Here is an 18,833-nt window from a genome sequence, read left to right as displayed (position 1 = left end):
TGCGCCCCGCCTGCTGCTCCCGGCTCCGGTCGAGTCTATGCGCCGTTCATACGCTTCCCTAACTTCACAAGTTTGTGAAATTAGCGTACGTTCCGAATCATGACGAAGGCAATCAGCGTCTCCGGACTGCACAAGTCGTTCGGGGGCACGCATGCTCTGGACGGTCTCGACCTCGAGGTCGAGACCGGCGAGGTCCACGGCTTCCTCGGCCCGAACGGCGCGGGCAAGTCCACCACCATCCGCGTCCTGCTGGGCCTGCTGCGCGCCGACTCGGGCGTCGCGCAGCTCCTGGGCCGGGACCCGTGGGCCGACGCGGTGGAACTGCACCGCCGCGTCGCGTACGTCCCCGGTGACGTGACGCTGTGGCGCAACCTGTCCGGCGGCGAGGTCATCGACCTGTACGGACGTCTTCGCGGGGGCCGCCGGGGAGGCCTGGACCCGGCGCGCCGGGCCGACCTGATCGAACGGTTCGAGCTGGACCCGACGAAGAAGGGGCGCACCTACTCCAAGGGCAACCGGCAGAAGGTCGCCCTCGTCGCCGCCTTCGCCTCGGACGTGGACCTGCTGATCCTGGACGAGCCCACATCGGGCCTGGACCCCCTGATGGAGGAGGTCTTCCAGTCCTGCGTCGAGGAGGAACGCGACCGGGGCCGCACGATCCTCCTCTCCTCCCACATCCTCAGCGAGGTCGAGGAGCTGTGCGACCGCGTCAGCATCATCCGCAAGGGCGTCACGGTCGAGACCGGCTCGCTGGCCGATCTGCGCCACCTCACCCGCACCAGCGTCACCGCCGAACTCGCAGGCCCGCCCGGCGGATTGGCCGCCCTGCCGGGCGTCCACCACCTGGACATCCAGGGCACCCGGGTCGAGCTCCAGGTGGACAGCGACAAGTTGAACGCCGTACTGCGGTCCCTCACCGAGTCCGGCGTACGGTCCCTGACCTCGACGCCGCCGACCCTGGAGGAACTGTTCCTGCGCCACTACCAGGAGGACGTACCGGCCGAGGCGGTGTCCCGATGACCACCACCGTGACCTCGAAGACTGCCGGCGCCCGGCCCGCCACGGTACGAGGCAGGGGCTCGCGCCACCTTGCGGGCACCGGAACCCTGCTGCGGCTCGCGCTGCGCCGCGACCGGGTGGTGATCCCGCTCTGGGTCGGGGTCGTCGCCCTGATGGTGGTCTCCCTGCCGGGCTCGCTGAAGAGCGTGTACTCCACGGCCGCCGAACGCGCCGACATCGTCCACCAGATGCTGACCAACGGCTCCCTGCGCGCCATGTACGGGCCGGTGTTCGGCGACTCGCTCGGCGCTCTCACGGCGTGGCGCATCGGCGCGTACGCGGGTGTGTTCGCCGGGATCATGAGCCTGATCGTCGTGGTGCGGCACACCCGCGACGAGGAGGAGAGCGGCCGTCAGGAGATGGTCTCGGCGGGCATGGTGGGCCGCCGCGCGCCGCTGACCGCGGCACTCCTCGCCGCCCTCGTCGCGAACACGGCCCTCGCGCTGCTCATCACCGCCGGTCTCGCCGGGCAGGGCTCGTCGGGCGCCCTGGCACTGGGACTCGGCACGGCCGGGGTCGGCATGGTCTTCGCCACGATGGCCGCGATCGTCGCCCAGCTCACGGAGAGCGCACGGCTCGCGAAGGGACTGACGGGCGGCCTGCTGGGCGCCGCGTTCGTCCTGCGGGCGGCCGGCGACTCCTCGGTGAGCGACGGCTCGGCCGTACTGACCTGGCTGTCCCCCGTCGGCTGGCTGGAGAACCTGCGGGCCTTCGCGGACGAACGCTGGTGGGTCCTCCTGCTGTTCGCCGCCGCCATCCTGTTCCAGGGCGCGACCGCCTACGAACTGGCCGGGCGCCGCGACGTCGGCATGAGCTTCCTGCCGACCCGGCCCGGCCCCGCCGCTGGCCGCCTCGGGACGGCGGGCGCGCTGGCCTGGCGGCTGCAGCGCGGCAGCGTGCTCGGCTGGAGTCTCGGCTTCCTCGCCGCCGGAGCGGCCTTCGGCGGCGTGACGAAGGGTGCGACGGATCTGGTCGGCGACAACGAACGCACCCGGGAGATCATCGAGCGCATGGGCGGCCAGTCCGGCATCACCGACGCGTTCCTGGCCACGATGGTCGGCATGCTCGGCATGGTCGCCGCGCTGTACGTCGTCCAGTCCGTGCTGCGACTGCACGGCGAGGAGACCTCCCAGCGCGCGGAACCGGTCCTCGCGGGCGCGGTGAGCCGCCTGCGCTGGGCCGGCGGCCACCTGACGATCGCCTTCGGCGGAGCGGTACTGATCATGCTCCTCGGCGGCCTCGGCCTGGCGGCCGGCTACGGCCGGTCCCTCGGCCCCGTTATGGGCGCCTGCCTGGTCCAACTCCCCGCGATCTGGACCATCGGCGCCCTGACGGTACTCCTGTACGGAGTGTCTCCGCGGGTCGCTCCGGCCGCGTGGGCGGTGGCCGGCACCGCGCTGCTCCTGGGCTGGATCGGCCCGGCCCTGGACCTCCCCGCCGCGGTGCTGGACCTCTCCCCCTTCGGCCACCTCCCGAAGCTCCCGGGCGGCGAGATGACATGGCCACCGGTACTGGTGCTGCTGGCGATCGCGGCTGCCCTGGTGGCGGCGGGCTCGGCAGCACTCCGGCGCCGGGACCTGACGACGGGGTGAGGGTCCCGCCCCGATCTTTCAGGGGCGCGGGGAACCGCGCGACCAGCCACGACGCACCCGCAGACACACTCCGCACCGCCCCCCACCCCACCGGTCCGGCCTCACCTGTCGGACCTCACCCGTCAGACCTCGACAAGCAGCCCCTCCAACCCCCGGATCACAAAGTTCGGCTTCCGCGAAGGCTCGGCCGCGAGCCGAAGCGAAGGAGCCTGATCCAGCAACGCCCCCATGGACGCCGCGAGTTCGATCCGGGCGAGCGGCGCCCCGATGCAGTAGTGGATACCCGCGCTGAAGGAGATGTGCGGGTTCTCCGCACGCGACAGGTCCAACACCTCCGGCTCGGCGAACACCGCCGGGTCGTGGTTGGCCGCCCCGAAGAGCAGCGCCACCTCGCTCCCCCGCGGAATCACCGTCCCGTCCACCTCGATCTCGTCCAGCACCCACCGCTCGAACAGCTGCAACGGGGTGTCGTACCGCATCAGCTCCTCCACCGCCGTACCCACCAACCCCCGGTCCGCGCGCAGTGCCGCCAGCTGCTCCGGGTGCCGGAACAGCGCCCACCAGCCGTTCACCGTGGCGTTCACCGTCGCCTCGTGGCCCGCGTTCAGCAGGAGCACGCAGGTCGAGATCATCTCCTGCTCGGTGAGCCGGTCCCCCTCGTCGTACGCCGCGATCAGCCCCGAGATCAGGTCGTCCCCGGGCTCCTTGCGCCGCACGGCGATCAGCTCCTGCAGGAACTCGGTGAACTCGACCGACGCCCGCACCGCCTTCCGGGCCGTCTCCTTGGACGGGCTCAGCTCGTACATCCCGCAGATGTCCGCCGACCAGGGCCGCAACTGCGCCCGCTCGGACTCCGGGATCCCCAGCATCTCCGCGATCACCGCCACCGGGAGGGGTTCGGCGACGACCGTCAGCAGGTCGCCGCCGCCTTCCGCGACCAGCTCGCCCACCAGCTCGGACGCCAGCCGGTCCACGTACGGTCGCAGTCGCTCGACCGTACGCGGGGTGAACGCCTTCGACACCAGCCGCCTGATCCGGGTGTGGTCCGGCGGTTCCAGGTCGAGCATGCCGTGGTCGTTGAGCACGTGGAACGGCTCGTGCTCGGGCGGGGGCGCTGTCCGTCCGAAGTCCTCGTGCGTGAACCGGTGCTGGTAGGTCCGGCCCAGCCTGCGGTCCCTCAGCAGCGTCGACACGTCCGTGTGGTGCGGGATCAGCCACTGGTTCGTGGGCTCGTAGTAGTGGGCCCTGCCGTGGGCGCGGAGTTCCGCGTACGCGGGGTACGGGTCCGCCACGAAGGTCTGGTCCCAGGGGTTGAAGGACTTGGGGGTGATGGCTGCCATGAGCGGACGCTAGCCGGTGGTGTCCCTGTCTGGACAGGGCCGTCTGTCCTTGGCTCCGGCTCCGCGGCTCCGGCTCCGCGGCTCCGGCTCCGCCTGGGGGGCTCGTTTTCGTCTGCGGGGCCGTGGGGGCCGGTCGCGCCGTTCCCCGCGCCTCTTGAAGACGAAAGGACTGCGCCGTTCCCCGCGCCCCTTGAAGACGAAACGATTGCGCCGTTCCCCGCGCCCCTGAAAGACGAAAAGATTGCGCCGTTCCCCGCGCCCCTTAAGGGTTGTCCCGAGTCTGGGAGCATTGGGGTCAGGCTGGGGTTACCAGGCGGGCCTCGTAGGCGAAGACCGCTGCCTGGGTGCGGTCTCGTAGGCCGAGTTTCACCAGGATGCGGCTCACGTGGGTCTTGATGGTGGACTCGGCCACGACCAGGCGGCCGGCTATCTCCGCGTTGGACAGGCCCTGGGCGATGAGGACCAGCACCTCCGTCTCCCGGTCGGTCAGGTCCCCGTACGCCGCGTGCGCGGTCGCCGACAGGCGGGGTTCCTCGGAGATCTTCGAGAACTCCGTGATCAGCCGCTTCGTCACCGAGGGCGCCAGCAGTGCCTCACCGGCCGCCACCACCCGCACCCCGTCCGCGAGCTGCTGGGCCGAGGCGTCCTTCAGGAGGAAGCCCGACGCCCCGGCGCGCAGCGCCTGGTACACGTACTCGTCGAGGTCGAACGTCGTCAGCACGAGCACCTTCGCCGTGCCGTCCGCCGCCACGATCTCGCGCGTCGCCTCGATGCCGTTCATCTCGGGCATCCGGATGTCCATCAGAACGACGTCCGGCGCGAGCTCCCTGACCCGGTCGACCGCCTCCCTGCCGTTGACCGCCTCGCCCACGACCTCGATGTCCCGCATCGCGCCGAGCAGTACCGAGAATCCCTCACGGACCATCATCTGGTCGTCGGCGATCACCACCCGGATGGTCATGCCGTGTCCTCCGTCGACGCCGCCGCCGTCACCGGCAGGAAGACCTCCACCTCGTAGCCCCCGTCGTCCGTCGCTTCCGCCGTCATCTCCCCGTCCAGCATCGACACCCTCTCCCGCATGCCGGTGATGCCGTGCCCGGCGCCCGGTGACGGCTTGACCAGCCCGGTCGCCGGACCGTTCACGATCCGCAGCCCGAGTCCGCCGAGCACATAGCCGACCTCCACCTTGGCCCCGGCGCCCGGCGCGTGGCGCAGGCTGTTGCTCAGCGCCTCCTGGACTATTCGGTAGGCGGACAGCTCGACGCCCTGCGGCAGCTCCCGCACCGCTCCCGTGACCGTCTTGTCCACCTGGAGGCCCGCGTCACGCACGTTCTCCAGGAGGCGGTCCAGGTCCGCGAGTTTGGGCTGCGGGGCGTCCGGGGCCTCGTAGTCCTCGGCCCGTACGACCCCGAGCACCCGGCGCAGCTCGGAGAGCGCTATGACCGCGTTCTCCCTGATCACCTTGAAGGCGTACTCCAGCTCCGGCGGGGGGTTCTCCACGCGGTAGGGCGCGGCCTCCGCCTGGATGGCGACCACCGACATGTGGTGGGCGACCACGTCGTGCAGCTCGCGGGCGATCGTCGTGCGCTCTTCGAGAAGGGTCCGCTTGGAACGCTCGTGCGCGGTCACCGTCTGCTGGGCGGTCACCTTCTGCGCGGCCTCGCGGCGCACGTGCCACACCGTGACGACCAGCAGGGCCAGCGCGCTCACGAACAGGAAGGGCATGGTGTTCGTGTAGTAGTGCCCGCTGCCGAAGAGGACTTCCGCGAAGAGACCGTAGGCGGCGGTCAACGCCCACATCCACGCCGCCGTGCGGGGCCTGGTCCGCATCGCCGCGACCGTGAGCACGATCAGGTGGGTCGCGAAGGCGCCGGGGCGCCAGGGCCAGTCACCGCCGCCGCCGGCGTCGAAGAGGGCCATCACGAATGTCACCACGGAGGAGACCCAGAAGGCGCCGACGGGCCTGAGCAGGGTCAGCGAGATCGTGCCCAGCGCCAGGAGGCCGGTCAGGAACTGCGCCAGATCGCCGCCACCGTTGCCCGCGAGGGATATGAGCAGCGCCAGCACGCCGGCCAGCACCACCAGGGCGTGCGGGAGCCGGGTGGCCCGCTCCTGGAGGCGCGGCGGCAGCCTTCGGGTGATGGGCCCGTCCACGCGCATCCTCGGCAGCGGGTGGAGGGCGAAGGCGTCGTGGAACAGGTCCTGCCGCAGCCCTCGCGATACGTCCACCGCCAACTGGAACTCGGGGCTCCGCGGCCGGCCGCCGCCGGGCAGTGTCGTCTGTGTCTGGGTCGTCTCGGTCACCTTCAAACCGTAGGCCGAGGCGGGGGTGGTGGTCGTCACCAGTGAGAAGGGTCCTTCGGCCTCCCTCTCAGGTACTACGGGTATCCCGGTGCCCGGTGGCCCGGTGCCCCGGTGGCCGGTGGCCCGATGGCCCGGTGACTCAGTAGCCGGTGGGGCGCACCAGCCCGCACTCGTACGCGAACACCGCCGCCTGGGTGCGGTCCCGCAGACCCAGTTTCACCAGGATGCGGCCCACGTGGGTCTTCACGGTCTGCTCGGCGACGAAGAGCCGCTCGGCGATCTCCGCGTTCGACAGGCCCTGCGCGATGAGGGCGAGGACCTCCGTCTCGCGCTCGGTCAGCTCGCCGACGCGCTGCTTGAGCGGGGGCCGGGGCGCGGAGCCCAGCCGGGAGAACTCCGCGATGAGACGACGGGTGATCCCCGGCGCGAGAAGCGCGTCACCGGCGGCCACGATCCTGACCGCCTCCGCGAGCTGGTCGGCCGACGCGTCCTTCAGCAGGAACCCGGAGGCACCCGCCCGCAGCGCGTCGTACACGTACTCGTCGAGGTCGAAGGTGGTCAGCACCAGGACTCTGATCTGCGGGGTCTCACAGGTGATGCGGCGGGTGGCCTCGATGCCGCCGAGTTCGGGCATGCGGATGTCCATCAGGACGACGTCCGGGGCGAGTTCGGCGACCTTGGCGATCGCGTCCAGGCCGTCCACCGCCTGACCGACCACCTCGATGTCCGGCTGGGTGTTGAGCAGCACCGTGAAACCCTGCCGGACCATCTGCTGATCGTCGGCGATGACAACGCGGATGCTGCCGCTCGTCATGAGGTGTCTCCAGTGGGGTTCGTGGGACCTGGGGAGTTGCCGGGAAAGAGGCCGTCGGCAGCGGCGGTGCCGGCTCGGGGAAGGAACGCCGCCACCGTGAACCCGCCGCAGGAGGTCTCCATGGCCATGAGCGTGCCACCGAGCATCATCGCCCGCTCACGCATCCCCAGCAGACCGTGGCCCGCGCCCGGCGAGGGCGGGGCGGCCCTCCTCGGCGCGGAGTTGACGACCCGGATCTGCAGACCGCGCGGGAAGTGCGTGAGCTCCACCCGCACCACGGAACCCGGCGCGTGCCGCAACGCGTTGCTCAGCGCCTCCTGGACGATCCGGTACGCGGACAGCTCCACGCCGGGCGCCAGCGGGAGCGGGTCGCCCTCTGTCTCGGTGATCACCGTCAGCCCGGCGGCGCGGGTGTTCTCGACCAGGGCGTCGAGGCGGTCGAGGGTGGGCTGCGGAGCGTGCGGGGCGGCGCCGGTGCCGGGCGCGCCGAGACCGTACGGGTCCTCCGGGTTCTCCGAACGCAGCACTCCGAGGACCCTGCGCAGTTCGGTGAGCGCCTCCAGGGCGTTCTCCCGGATGCCGTCGAGGTTCTCCATCAGTTCGTCGGAGGGGTTGTCCACCAGGTGCGGGGCGACCTGCGCCTGGATGGAGATGACCGACATGTGGTGGGCGACCACGTCGTGCAGCTCGCGGGCTATGCGGCTGCGCTCCTCCAGGAGGGTGCGCCGGGAGCGCTCCTCGGCTGTCAGGGACTCCTGTTCGACGAGCTGGGTGCGGGCCTCGCGGCTGCCGCGCAGCGCGGTGCCGAGGAGGACGGCGACCACGAAGACGGTGACCGCGGTGACGCCCGTCGCGGTGTAGGGACCGCCCCCGATGATGCCCTCGACGACGAACGTCACCAGGCCGGTCAGGGCCAGCGCCCCTATGGCCACGTGGGAGGACATCCGCAGCGCGAGGAAGAGCAGGACGAGGGCGTGGGCGGTGATCGCGGGCACGCTCCAGGGCCAGTTGGGGCCCGGCGCCTGCGTGCCCACCAGGTTCGCCGGCGCTGCCACGCCGGCCACGACGGTGCCGCCCAGCGACAGCCACCAGGCCGGGACGGGCCGCCACAGGGCGAGTACGAGCGCCACGCCCTGTGCGAACCCGGTCAGCACCCCCACTTCCACACCCAGCCGGTAGCCGTTGCTCATGGCGTCGGTGTTGGCGAGTGCGACGCCGAGGGCGATGAGGGAGACGATCACGTGCGGCAGCCAGCGGAGCCGGCGGGGGCGGGACAGCGGCAGCAGCGGGGCGGGGGCGCCGTCCCAGAGCCCCGTACGGACGGTGCCGAAAAAACTCCGGACGACTGCCCGTGCGCGAGCGGCGCGGGACGGGCGGGGTGGGCGCGCCTGTCGAGCGGCGTCCCCGGCGTCCTCGGAGCCCTCCCGGCGACCGGTCCCACGCGTGGCGGCGCGGGTGTCCGGGGGCACGGCGGAGGGGGTGCCGTTCGCTGCCTGGGCATCGTCCACGCCGTCAACTCTAGGCACGGCGGGCCTCCTTCCCTCCCGCTGTGCGGCGGTGGACGCGGACGACGCGTGACGGCCGGCGGGCCCGCCGGGCACGGCCGTGGTCCTGTTCGTAGCCGTGGAAGGCGGCCCAGCAGACCGTGAGCGCCAGGGCGAAGAGCGGGAGCCAGATCAGGCGGAACGCCACCCAGGTGATGTCGTCGGGGAGGGTGTGCAGGCCGGGGAGCCGGCCCGTGAGGAGGCCGGTCGCGGTGACCGACATCAGTGCCGTCTGGTGCCACAGGAAGATCGTCATCGCGGAGAGATTGACGAACGCCACGCCCGCCCAGAGCACGGGCCGTCGCATCGCCCGCCGCAACGGCTCCCGCAGGAGCAGGGCGAGACCGCACTGGGCCGTGCCGAAGACGACGGCGGCCAGGGTCGGCGGGTCGAGGTTCGAGATCGTGGCACCGGGGACCCCGACCATCGACGCGGGATATCCGCCCCACGCGACCAGCACCGCGGTCATCACCCCGCCTCCCGTGAGCAGCACCCAGCCGGAACGCCGGGTCAGCTCGCCGCGGGTCCAGGCCGCGCCCAGGGTGAAGGGCACCAGCCAGCCCGCCGCCACGTTCACCCAGCCCAGCCAAGGCGGGCCGCCGAGTCCGAACCGGACGAGGTCCACGTGGAGAACGACGGCCAGCGGCCACAGCGGGCTGATCCGGGTCACCAGCGGGGTCAGTGCCGTCAGCCCGGCGAAGACCAGCAGGAACCACAACGGTGACAGGACCAGCTTCAGCAGTGCGTGGACGGTGCCCATGTCGGCGCCCGTCAGAAGCAGCCCGGCCGCGGCCACGGTCCAGAGTCCGAGCACGGCGGCCACCGGTTTGAAGAGTCGGGAGAGCCGCGTACGCAGCCACCGTCCGTAGGTCGTGCCGCGCGCCCGTGCCGACGCGTGGCTCCTGGTCGCCACGTGCCCGCCCACCAGGAAGAACACGGCCAGCGTCTGGAATGCCCATGAGACGGGCGCCAGCCAGGGCATGTGTGCCAGCGGGCTCAACGTGTGGAGGGTGCCGCCGTCGGCGACCAGGGCGGTGACGAGCCAGTGGCCCAGCACGACGCCGAGTATCGCGAAGGCCCGCAGGGCGTCGACGCTGCGGTCCCGGTCCGCGGGTGTCGCCGCGTCGGCCCGCTCGGCGGCGGCGACAGCGGCTGCCCGCGCACGGGATCCGACGCCCGTGACGGCAGCAGCGCCGGTACGGGTGCGGGTGCGGCTGTGGGTACGGGTACGGGTACGGGTACGGGTACGGGTACGGGTACGGGTACGGCGTATCGCCTCAGGCACGGGTCACCTCCGAGGTCCGGCCGAGGACGATCCGGGCGAGGTTCTCCAAGGACTCCGAGCCCGGCCTGAAGTAGTCGCTGTGGCCGCCGTCGCCCGCCGCGAACACACGGGCGCCGAAAGCCGGGGACACGGGGTCGGTGCCGAATCCGACCGTCGTGCCGAAGAGGTCGGCCTCGCCGTGCGGGACGTCCGCGATCCAGTCGTCCGCGCCACGGCCGGCCCACACCCGGGCCGTCGTGCGGAGTTCGGCGACGGACCCCGCGCCGGTGCCGGGGCTGCCGAAGAACACCAGGTCGGAGATGTCGGGGCCGCTCGCCACGCGGGCGCCCACGGCAGTCCCGTACGAGTGGCAGAGCAGGGAGATCCTGGCTCGGTCGTTCAGCCCTCTCAACTGGCCTATGAAAGAGCGCAGTTCGGGGCCCGCTTCCTCCGCCCTGCCCATGGTGAGGACTTCGGGGCTGATCGTGCCGGGTGTCTCGTAGCCGAGCCAGGCGACCACCGCGGCCCGCGCGCCGAGCCGGTGGTGCAGAGCGAGGGCGCCCTCCCGGAAGCGTTCGTAGGTGTCCAGGGTCGTGTCGGAGCCCGGTACAAGGACCGCCACCCGGTCGGCCTCCGCCAGGTCACCGAGGACCTCCACGGCACGGCCGGAGCCGCGGGCATCGAAGGAGAGGTGGTGACGGGACGGGTCCGCCATGGCACGGACGGCGGACGCCCGGCCGTGGTCGCCGTGGGCGGCGGCCATACGGGACGCCTCGGCGGCGTTCGCCCGGTTCGCCGCGTACGCCCTGTCCAGGGTGGTCGCGGTGACCGTGCCGATGCGGGCCGGGGCGGGAGCCGGTATCTCCGGATGCGCGGCCGCGGCGGAGACGGGGACGACCACGGCGGCCGTGACCAGCGCGGCCAGCAGTCCGCGGCGCAGGCGACCCCGTCGAGGTGGCCGCCGTTCCCTACTCGGCGCAAGGCTCGATGCCCGGCTCGGCGTCGATGCCTCCCCCGCGTTCCCCCACCACGTCATGACCCGTCCCCGTCCCCGCCCAGTGCGCCCGCTCATCGGGCCTCGCTGGTCAGGAAGTTACGAATCAGGGCACGTAGTCGGCGTCCCGCCTGAGAACCCACCTGCTGCGTAGCTCTCAGGTACTACGGGTATCACCGGGGCCGAGCGCCGGGGGCGCGAGCGACTCGCGACCAGCCGCACCCGCCGATGGGCGGACCGCTGCGTATACGTCTGCGGCTTCGCCGGGGCCGGGCCGGGCGCGCAGTTCCCCGCGCCCCTTGGTGGGCTGCGCCCAACCGGGCCGGTCCTACCAGGCCAACTGCGCGATCTCCTCCGCCACCACCGCGCACGCGTCCGCCGCCGGGTCGATCAGCGGGAAGTGGCCCACGTCCTCCAGAAGCGTCAGTCCCACCACCTCACCGGCCTTCGCGGCGGCTTCCGCGTACGCCTCGGCGACCGCCTGCGGCACGACCACGTCCGTCGTGCCCTGCACCAGCGTCGTGGCGATCCCCGTCGGGAGCAGCAGGGCCGGGTCGGCGTACGGCTGCCGTTCCTCGAACTTCGCTTGTCCGCCGAGCAGTTGGAGGGACGCTCCGGAGCAGACGTCCAGCTTTTCCGCGACCGTGAAGTCGGCGATCGGGGCCAGCGCCACGACACCGCGCAGCGGAGCGGGCCTCTCCAGGAACCAGGGCGCGTCGGCCGGCAGCAGATGGCGCGCGGCGGCCCAGAGGGCCAGCTGGCCGCCCGCCGAGTGACCGGTGACCACGGTCCGGCGCACGTCGGCTCCCGGCAGTGCCTCCCGTGCGAGACCGGGCATCGCGTCGAGCGCGGCCGCCACGTCTTCGAAGGTGTCGGGCCAGCGACCCGCCACCGGGCCCGTTCCGCCCTGCGCCGGGATGGTGCCGCCGCGCCGGTACTCGACGTTGGCCACGGCGAAGCCCCGCCGGGCCAGGAAGTCCGCGAACGGGGTGATGTGCCGCCGGTCGTACGGGGCCCGCCAGGCGCCGCCGTGCAGGACGACGACGAGCGGGGCCGACTCCTCGCCGCCGCGCGGCGAGTAGAAGTCGACGACCTGGTCGGGGTGGTCGCCGTACGCGGCGGTGGCGTCGGGGGCGACGGGCGGATGGGAGAAGGCCGACTCCTCCTCCGCGGCGTCGCGGGCGTCGTCCGGCATGCTCCAAGCCTCTCAGCGGTGCGGTGTTCGTTCTCCGGCCCGTGAACTCTTCGAGTTCCCCGTCAACATGCTCCGGGGCGCGGGTCGTTGGCGGGACGGTATCAGGCCGGTGACGTGCGCCTACACGCGGCCGTGACGCTCGGTGAGGGGTAAACGGTCCTGGTGTTTCGTTACGCTGGTGGAGCACCACGTCCCTCCACGAAAACCTGCCCTTCCTGAACCTGCCCTTCCTGAACCTGCCCTCCCTGAACCTGCCCTTCCTGAGCCTGTCCCCCGTCGTCCTGCCTCGTCGCAAGGAGTACGCCATGACCGCCGCGCCCGCTGCCGAGGGTGAGCCCGGAACCGAGGCCGAGCCCGAGCCCGGCACCGTCCGTCCCGGTGGGCGTACCGCCCGGGTCCGTGCGGCCGTGTTGCGGGTCGCCGGGGACGTGCTGGCCGAGCAGGGGTTCGCCCATCTCGACCTGGCGGACGTGGCCCGGCGCGCGGGGGTGGGAAAGACGACCGTGTACCGGCGCTGGGGCTCGGTCACCGGGCTCGTCGCCGACCTGCTCGGTGAGATGGCCGAGGAGTCGCTCCCCCGCAGCGACACGGGCTCCGTGCTCGGGGATCTGCGGGCCAATGCCGCGCTGGTGTGCCGTACGCTCGCCGATCCTCGGCAGGGGGCGTTGTTCCGGGCGGTGATTGCCGCCGCGGCGTGCGATGCGCGTACGGCGGAGGCGTTGCGGACGTTCTACGACGTGCGGGTCGCCGAGTGGGCGCCGTGTGTCGAACAGGGGGTCGCCCGGGGGGAGTTGCCTGTGGGGACCGACGCGGGGGAGGTTGTGCGGGCTGTTTCCGCTCCGCTGTACTACGCGTTGCTCACGTCGGGGGTTGCGCCCTCGGTGGGGGTGGCGGAGCGGGCTGCTTTGGCGGCGGTCGTCGCTGCGCGGGGCGGGGTGTTCGTCGTCACGGGGTGACCCTGGCGGGGGGCGGGCAGGCGCTTTTTTCGCCCCCGCCGCCCCTACCCTTCCCGTCACTGCATGGGGCTGCGCCCCTCGCCCCCGTATCGCGCTGCGCGCTCGTCCTCAAACGCCGGACGGGCTGAAGAGATGGCCGCCGGTCCGGCTGCGTCTCAGCCCGTCCGGCGTTTGAGGACCGGGGGTTCGGGGGCGGAGCCCCCGAGTACGGGACGGGTCAGAGCGTCCGGCTCAGGATCCTCGCCGCCCTCTCCGCGTCTCCGAAGCCGACATACAGCGGTGTGAAGCCGAAGCGCAGGATGTTCGGTTCGCGGAAGTCGCCGATCACGCCCTGCTCGATCAGGCGTCGCATCACCCGGCCCGCGTCGGCGCACCGCAGGGCGACCTGGCTGCCCCGTTCCGCGTGGGCGGACGGTGTCACCGGCTCAACGGCGCCATCGAGCACGTACGCCTCGACGCATTCGAGGAAGAAGTCCGTCAGGGCGAGGGACTTGGTGCGGACCGCATCGATCGAGACGTCGTCCCAGACCTCCAGGGCTGCCTCCAGGGCGAGCATGGAGAGGATGTCGGGGGTGCCGACGCGGCCGCGGAGGGCGCCGGAGGCCGGTACGTGGTCCGGGGTCATGCCGAAGGGGTCGGCGTGGGAGTTCCAGCCCGGCAGCGGGGAGTCGAAGCGGGACTGGTGGTCGCGGCGGACATAGAGGTACGCCGGTGAACCCGGGCCGCCGTTCAGGTACTTGTAGGTGCAGCCGACCGCCAGGTCCACGCCGTGTTCGTCGAGGCCGACCGGCAGGGCGCCCGCGCTGTGGCACAGGTCCCAGACGGACACGGCGCCCGCCGCGCGGATCGCGGCCGTCAGCGACGGCAGGTCGTGCAGGCGGCCCGTGCGGTAGTCGACGTGGTTCAGGAGCACCGCGGCCGTGCGTCCGCTCAGGGCGTCCGGGACCTCCTCCGGCGCCACGGGGCGCAGGGTGCGGCCCGTCATCCGGGCCGCCGACGCGGCGATGTAGCCGTCCGTGGGGAACGTCGTCGCGTCGACCAGGATCTCGTCCCGGACGCCCGCCCCCTCCCGGCCCTCTCCACCCCCGCCGGCGAGGCGCACCGCGCCCACGACCGCCTTGAACACGTTCACACTGGTCGAGTCGCCGACGACGATCTGGCCGGGCGCCGCGCCCACCAGCGGCGCGATCCGGTCGCCGATCCGTTCCGGCGCCGTCCACCAGCCGCTCTCGTCCCAGGACCGGATCCGCAGCGAACCCCACTGCCGGCGCACGACGTCCTCGACCCGGCCGGGCACCGAGCGCGGCAGGGCGCCGAGCGAGTTCCCGTCCAGGTACACCGTGTCGTCGAGGACGAACTGCGCGCGCAGCTTGCCCAGTTCGTCGGTGGCGTCCAGCGCCGCCGCCCGGCCCTCAAGCGATTCTCTTGATCCCTTTGCTTCCCCGGCCGGCTCAGACATGGGACCTGGCCGTCCACAGCTCGGGGAACACGTTCTTGCGGGCCCGCTTCTCCAGCCAGGCCACGCCCGCCGAGCCGCCGGTGCCCGTCTTGGAGCCCATCGCGCGGCGGGTGGCGACCAGGTGGTCGTTGCGCCAGCGCCAGACCAGCTCGGCGACATCGGTCAACGCCTCGCCGAGGCGGGCCAGTTCGGAGCTCTCGTCGCCCGCGTAGAGGTCCGTCCAGACGGCCTCGACCTCGGGAGAGGGATCGTAGCGACCGGAGACGTCCCGCTGGACGACCGAGGGCGGTATCGCGTGGCCGCGCCGCGAGAGGAGCCGCAGCACCTCGTCGTACAGGCTCGGCTCGTGCAGGGCCTTCTCCAGCTCGGCGTGGACGCGGGGCGCGCCCCGGTGCGGCACGAGCATGGACGCGGACTTGTCGCCGAGCAGGAACTCCATCCGCCGGTACATGGCCGACTGGAAGCCGGAGCCCTCACCGAGGGCGCTGCGGTACGAGTTGAACTGGGCCGGAGTGAGCTGGCCGAGGGGCTTCCAGGAGGCGTTCAGCGCCTCCAGCTCCCGTACCGACCGTTTCAGGGCCGCCACCGCGACCGGTATCCGGTCCTCGCGCAGCGCCTTCGCCGCGGTCTCCCACTCGTGCACGATGACGGTGAACCACAGCTCCATGACCTGGGTGGTCACCAGGAAGACCATCTCTCCGGGGTCGTCGGAGAGGGTGTGCTGGAGGTGGGTCAGGACGTCCGCCTGGACGTAGTCCTCGTAGGGAGTCGTTCCCTGGAAGTCGAGATGCGGGGTCTCGGGCTCCGAAGCCGTTTTGTGGGCCTCGCCGTGCTGAGCCTGTTGGGACATCGCTGTCTCCTGCTGTACTCCGGGTAGCGGTCCGCCCCTGCCGAATTCCGACACGGGGGCCCCGGTCCCCAACCGGCATCCTCCACAATCGTGCCCCGAAACCGCAAGGTCCGCCTGGTCACACCAGGCGGACCTGCACGTACGCGGCCCTCGGCGGGCTCGTGGGACCGGCCCGGGGCTCTAGCCCAGGGTCTGGGCTGCGGCCGGGGAGGAGTCCTTCAGGAACTGCGCGCAGCGCTCGTACTCCGCCTGCTCGCCGATCGCCTGGGCGGCGCGGGCGAGACCGTGCAGGGCGCGCAGGAAGCCGCGGTTCGGCTCGTGCTCCCACGGCACCGGGCCGTGGCCCTTCCAGCCGCCGCGGCGCAGGGAGTCGAGGCCCCGGTGGTAGCCGGTACGGGCGTACGCGTACGACTCGACGACGCTGCCGCGCTCGTACGCCTCGTCGGCCAGCTGGGCCCAGGCGAGGGAGGACGTCGGGTACTTCGCGGCGACATCGGCGGGCGCCGTGCCGTTCGCGAGGAGCTCGCGCGGCTCCGGGTCGTCGGGCAGGTGGGTCGGGGGCGGTCCCCCGAGAAGGTTCTCGTGAATGGCCATGGGTTCCAGTTTGCGCTATCCGCCGCCGTCGCGGGCTCCGCGGGGGGCTACTCCCGGGGATGGGCTGCCCCCGGGACGGAGATGGACTGCTCCCGGGGGCGGGGGCACGGACGGGGCACGGACGGGCTACTCCAGCCGCCCCCGCGACCGGTTCGGCTCCAGCGGCGGAGCCGTCACACTGCCGTGCGTGAGGCATTCCGGGCGCAGACAGCCCGGCGGGGGCTTGCGCACGGTCGCGAAGGCGATCACCGCGCCCACCACCAGGATGCCCGCGCACAGGGGCATGGCCCGCCGGAACGCGTCGTCGAAGGCGTCCGCCGACCGGTACGCCTCCTCACCCATCCCGGCCAGCAGCGGCAGCGCGGCCACCGCGACGAGACCGGCGGCGCGGGCCGCCGCGTTGTTGATGCCGCTGGCGAGCCCCGCCCGGCCGGTGTCCACGGAGGCCAGCACGGTCGCGGTGAGGGGCGCGACGAGCGTCACCATGCCGGTGCCGAGCACCAGGACGGCGGGCAGCACGTCGGACACGTACGAGGCGTCCTCGCCCACTCTCAGCATCAGCAGCATCGCGGTCGCGCACAGCAGCGGGCCGACGGTGAGCGGGATGCGCGGGCCGATGCGCTGGGCCAGCTCGCCCGAGCGGGCCGACAGCAGCAGCATCAGGACGGTGGTCGGCAGCAGCGCCGTACCGGCGCCCAGGGCCGAGTATCCGGCCACCACCTGGAGCTGGACCGCGGAGAGGAAGAAGAACCCGCCGAAGGCCGCGTACACGCACAGGGTGACGAGGTTGACCGCCGTGAACTGGCGGGACGCGAAGATGTCGAGCGGCATCATCGGGTCGGCCCGCCGCTTCTCCACTGCCACGAAGGCGACCCCCGCCGCGACACCGGCCGCCGCCGTCACCGCCACCACGGGCACCGAGCCGCCCGGCGCCTCGATGAGGGCGTACGTCACCAGGGCCAGCGCCAGTGCGCCGAGGGCGGCGCCGAGCACGTCGAAGCCGCGCCCGTGCACCCGGCCGTCCTTCGACTCCGGTACGTGTCTGAGGGCGATCGGGGCGCACAGCAGGGCGAGCGGGACGTTCAGGAGGAACACCCAGCGCCAGCCGGGGCCGTCCACCAGCCAGCCGCCCAGGAACGGGCCGACGGCCGCGCCGATACCGCCGAAACCGGACCACAGGCCGACGGCCCGCGCCCGGTCGTCCGGGTGGAAGGACGCCTGGATGAGGGCCAGCGAGCCGGGGGTGAGCAGCGCGCCGCCGACCCCCTGGAGCGCACGGGCCGCGACGAGCACGCCCGCGTTCGGCGCGAGACCGCACAGCAGGGAGGCCGCCGCGAACCAGACCACGCCGACGACGAACACCTTCCGCCGTCCGAAGCGGTCGCCCAGGGCGCCGCCCAGCAGGATCAGGCCGGCGAGGGTCAGCATGTAGGCGTTGACGGTCCACTGGAGGCCGGCCAGGTCGGCGTCGAGGTCGCGGCCGATGGTCGGCAGCGCGACGTTCACCACGGTCGAGTCCAGCATCGCCATGCTCGATCCGAGGACCGTGGTCAGCAGGATCCACTTGCCCGAGGCGGAGGACATCCGGACGGCCGGGGACGGGGACGCGGACGGGTCCGGGGACGGGGCCGGAGACTCCTTCGGCGGGTCCGGTGGGGGCGTTGGGGCAGCCATGTTCCGGATCATACGGACATACGGCGGGGCCCGGTCGTCCCTGTGGACAACCGGGCCCCGCGTACAGAACGCCTACGAGACGCTACGAGACGCCTACGGGTTACGGGCGGTTACTTGATCTTCGTGCCCGTGGAACGCAGGTTGCCGCAGGCCTGGGTGACGCGCGCGGCCATCGAGCCCTCGGCGAGCTTGCCCCAGGTGCGGGGGTCGTACGTCTTCTTGTTGCCGACCTCGCCGTCGACCTTCAGGACGCCGTCGTAGTTGCGGAACATGTGGTCCGCGACCGGGCGCGTGAACGCGTACTGCGTGTCCGTGTCGATGTTCATCTTCACGACGCCGTTCTCCAGGGCCGTGCGGATCTCCTCCTCGGTGGAGCCGGAGCCGCCGTGGAAGACGAAGTCGAACGGGGACGGCTTGTTGTACTTCGCCGCCACGCCTTCGTTCAGCTCCTTGAGGAGCTCGGGACGCAGGACGACGTTGCCCGGCTTGTAGACGCCGTGCACGTTGCCGAAGGACGCGGCCAGCAGGTAGCGGCCCTTCTCGCCCAGGCCCAGGGCCTCGACCGTACGGAACGCGTCGTCGACCGTGGTGTAGAGGGAGTCGTTGATCTCGTGCGTGACGCCGTCCTCCTCGCCACCGGTCGGGGTGATCTCGACCTCAAGGATGATCTTCGCGGCGGCGGCGCGGGCCAGCAGCTCCTGGGCGATGGCCAGGTTGTCGTCGAGGGTCTCCGCGGAGCCGTCCCACATGTGGGACTGGAACAGCGGGTTCTGACCGGCCTTGACGCGCTCCTCGGAGACCGCGAGCAGCGGACGCACGTACCCGTCGAGCTTGTCCTTCGGGCAGTGGTCCGTGTGCAGGGCGACGGTGACGTCGTACTTCTTGGCGACGATGTGCGCGAACTCGGCGAGGGCGACCGCGCCGGTGACCATGTCCTTCTTGTGCTGGCCGCCCAGGAACTCCGCACCGCCGGTGGAGATCTGGATGATGCCGTCGCTCTCGGCCTCCGCGAAGCCGCGGAGCGCAGCGTGCAGGGTCTGCGTCGAGGTCACATTGATGGCCGGGTAGGCGAACTTGCCTGCCTTCGCCCGGTCGAGCATCTCGTTGTAGACCTCGGGGGTTGCGATGGGCATCTGTCCGCTCCTTGTATGTGCGGGTGGCGTTCTGCTGAGAACCCTGACCTAGGGGGCGACG

16 protein-coding genes are annotated in these 18,833 nt (G+C 72.1%); 3 read left to right on the top strand and 13 right to left on the bottom strand.

What is annotated here, in order from left to right; genetic code table 11:
- Positions 1 to 99: 99 nt before the first annotated feature.
- Both OHS59_RS24340 and OHS59_RS24335 read left to right on the top strand, forming a co-directional pair.
- Entirely contained in the window at positions 100 to 1,020 is a 921-nt protein-coding gene (locus OHS59_RS24340; protein WP_328495524.1) for an ABC transporter ATP-binding protein, read from the top strand.
- Positions 1,017 to 2,651, top strand: coding sequence for an ABC transporter permease (locus OHS59_RS24335; protein WP_328495523.1), 1,635 nt, complete (start codon positions 1,017 to 1,019; stop codon positions 2,649 to 2,651). Before OHS59_RS24340 ends, OHS59_RS24335 begins: the two co-directional genes overlap by 4 nt.
- Positions 2,652 to 2,773: 122 nt before the next feature.
- Here the strand turns inward: OHS59_RS24335 and OHS59_RS24330 are convergent, their stop codons facing one another.
- From OHS59_RS24330 to OHS59_RS24295, 8 genes are all read right to left on the bottom strand, one after another.
- Positions 2,774 to 3,991, bottom strand: a complete 1,218-nt coding sequence (locus OHS59_RS24330; RefSeq protein WP_328495522.1) for a cytochrome P450 — start codon at positions 3,989 to 3,991, stop codon at positions 2,774 to 2,776.
- Between the two features lie 295 nt (positions 3,992 to 4,286).
- Entirely contained in the window at positions 4,287 to 4,952 is a 666-nt protein-coding gene (locus OHS59_RS24325; protein WP_328495521.1) for a response regulator transcription factor, read from the bottom strand.
- Complete coding sequence (locus tag OHS59_RS24320) at positions 4,949 to 6,295, bottom strand: sensor histidine kinase (protein ID WP_328495520.1); 1,347 nt, start codon at positions 6,293 to 6,295, stop codon at positions 4,949 to 4,951. Before OHS59_RS24320 ends, OHS59_RS24325 begins: the two co-directional genes overlap by 4 nt.
- Positions 6,296 to 6,434: 139 nt before the next feature.
- The gene (locus OHS59_RS24315; RefSeq protein ID WP_328495519.1) at positions 6,435 to 7,109 is read right to left on the bottom strand and encodes a response regulator transcription factor; all 675 of its coding nucleotides are present in this window, start codon (positions 7,107 to 7,109) and stop codon (positions 6,435 to 6,437) included.
- Entirely contained in the window at positions 7,106 to 8,635 is a 1,530-nt protein-coding gene (locus OHS59_RS24310; RefSeq protein WP_443061490.1) for a sensor histidine kinase, read from the bottom strand. The genes OHS59_RS24315 and OHS59_RS24310 overlap by 4 nt, the downstream gene beginning before the upstream one ends.
- Positions 8,628 to 9,938, bottom strand: a complete 1,311-nt coding sequence (locus tag OHS59_RS24305; RefSeq protein WP_328495518.1) for an acyltransferase family protein — start codon at positions 9,936 to 9,938, stop codon at positions 8,628 to 8,630. Before OHS59_RS24305 ends, OHS59_RS24310 begins: the two co-directional genes overlap by 8 nt.
- Positions 9,931 to 10,953, bottom strand: coding sequence for an alpha/beta hydrolase (locus OHS59_RS24300; RefSeq protein ID WP_328495517.1), 1,023 nt, complete (start codon positions 10,951 to 10,953; stop codon positions 9,931 to 9,933). Before OHS59_RS24300 ends, OHS59_RS24305 begins: the two co-directional genes overlap by 8 nt.
- Positions 10,954 to 11,239: 286 nt before the next feature.
- The gene (locus OHS59_RS24295) at positions 11,240 to 12,106 is read right to left on the bottom strand and encodes an alpha/beta hydrolase (RefSeq protein ID WP_328495516.1); all 867 of its coding nucleotides are present in this window, start codon (positions 12,104 to 12,106) and stop codon (positions 11,240 to 11,242) included.
- A 305-nt stretch (positions 12,107 to 12,411) separates the two neighbouring features.
- On the opposite strand from OHS59_RS24295, the gene OHS59_RS24290 reads away from it, so the two are divergent.
- The gene (locus OHS59_RS24290) at positions 12,412 to 13,062 is read left to right on the top strand and encodes a TetR/AcrR family transcriptional regulator (protein ID WP_328495515.1); all 651 of its coding nucleotides are present in this window, start codon (positions 12,412 to 12,414) and stop codon (positions 13,060 to 13,062) included.
- 217 nt (positions 13,063 to 13,279) lie between these two features.
- On the opposite strand, the gene kynU is transcribed toward OHS59_RS24290, so the two are convergent.
- From kynU to fbaA, 5 genes are all read right to left on the bottom strand, one after another.
- On the bottom strand, positions 13,280 to 14,521 hold the full coding sequence (kynU, locus tag OHS59_RS24285; protein ID WP_328495514.1) for a kynureninase: 1,242 nt from the start codon (positions 14,519 to 14,521) through the stop codon (positions 13,280 to 13,282).
- Entirely contained in the window at positions 14,514 to 15,371 is an 858-nt protein-coding gene (locus OHS59_RS24280; RefSeq protein WP_328495513.1) for a tryptophan 2,3-dioxygenase family protein, read from the bottom strand. The genes kynU and OHS59_RS24280 overlap by 8 nt, the downstream gene beginning before the upstream one ends.
- A 180-nt stretch (positions 15,372 to 15,551) precedes the next feature.
- Entirely contained in the window at positions 15,552 to 15,965 is a 414-nt protein-coding gene (locus OHS59_RS24275) for a DUF3151 domain-containing protein (RefSeq protein ID WP_328495512.1), read from the bottom strand.
- A gap of 126 nt (positions 15,966 to 16,091) precedes the next feature.
- On the bottom strand, positions 16,092 to 17,549 hold the full coding sequence (locus OHS59_RS24270; RefSeq protein WP_328499334.1) for an MFS transporter: 1,458 nt from the start codon (positions 17,547 to 17,549) through the stop codon (positions 16,092 to 16,094).
- 200 nt (positions 17,550 to 17,749) lie between these two features.
- On the bottom strand, positions 17,750 to 18,772 hold the full coding sequence (gene fbaA, locus OHS59_RS24265; RefSeq protein ID WP_328495511.1) for a class II fructose-bisphosphate aldolase: 1,023 nt from the start codon (positions 18,770 to 18,772) through the stop codon (positions 17,750 to 17,752).
- Positions 18,773 to 18,833 lie beyond the last annotated feature (61 nt).

The sequence above is a fragment of the Streptomyces sp. NBC_00414 genome (genome assembly GCF_036038375.1).
GTDB lineage: Bacteria > Actinomycetota > Actinomycetes > Streptomycetales > Streptomycetaceae > Streptomyces.
This window is presented reverse-complemented; position numbering and strand designations above follow the sequence as displayed.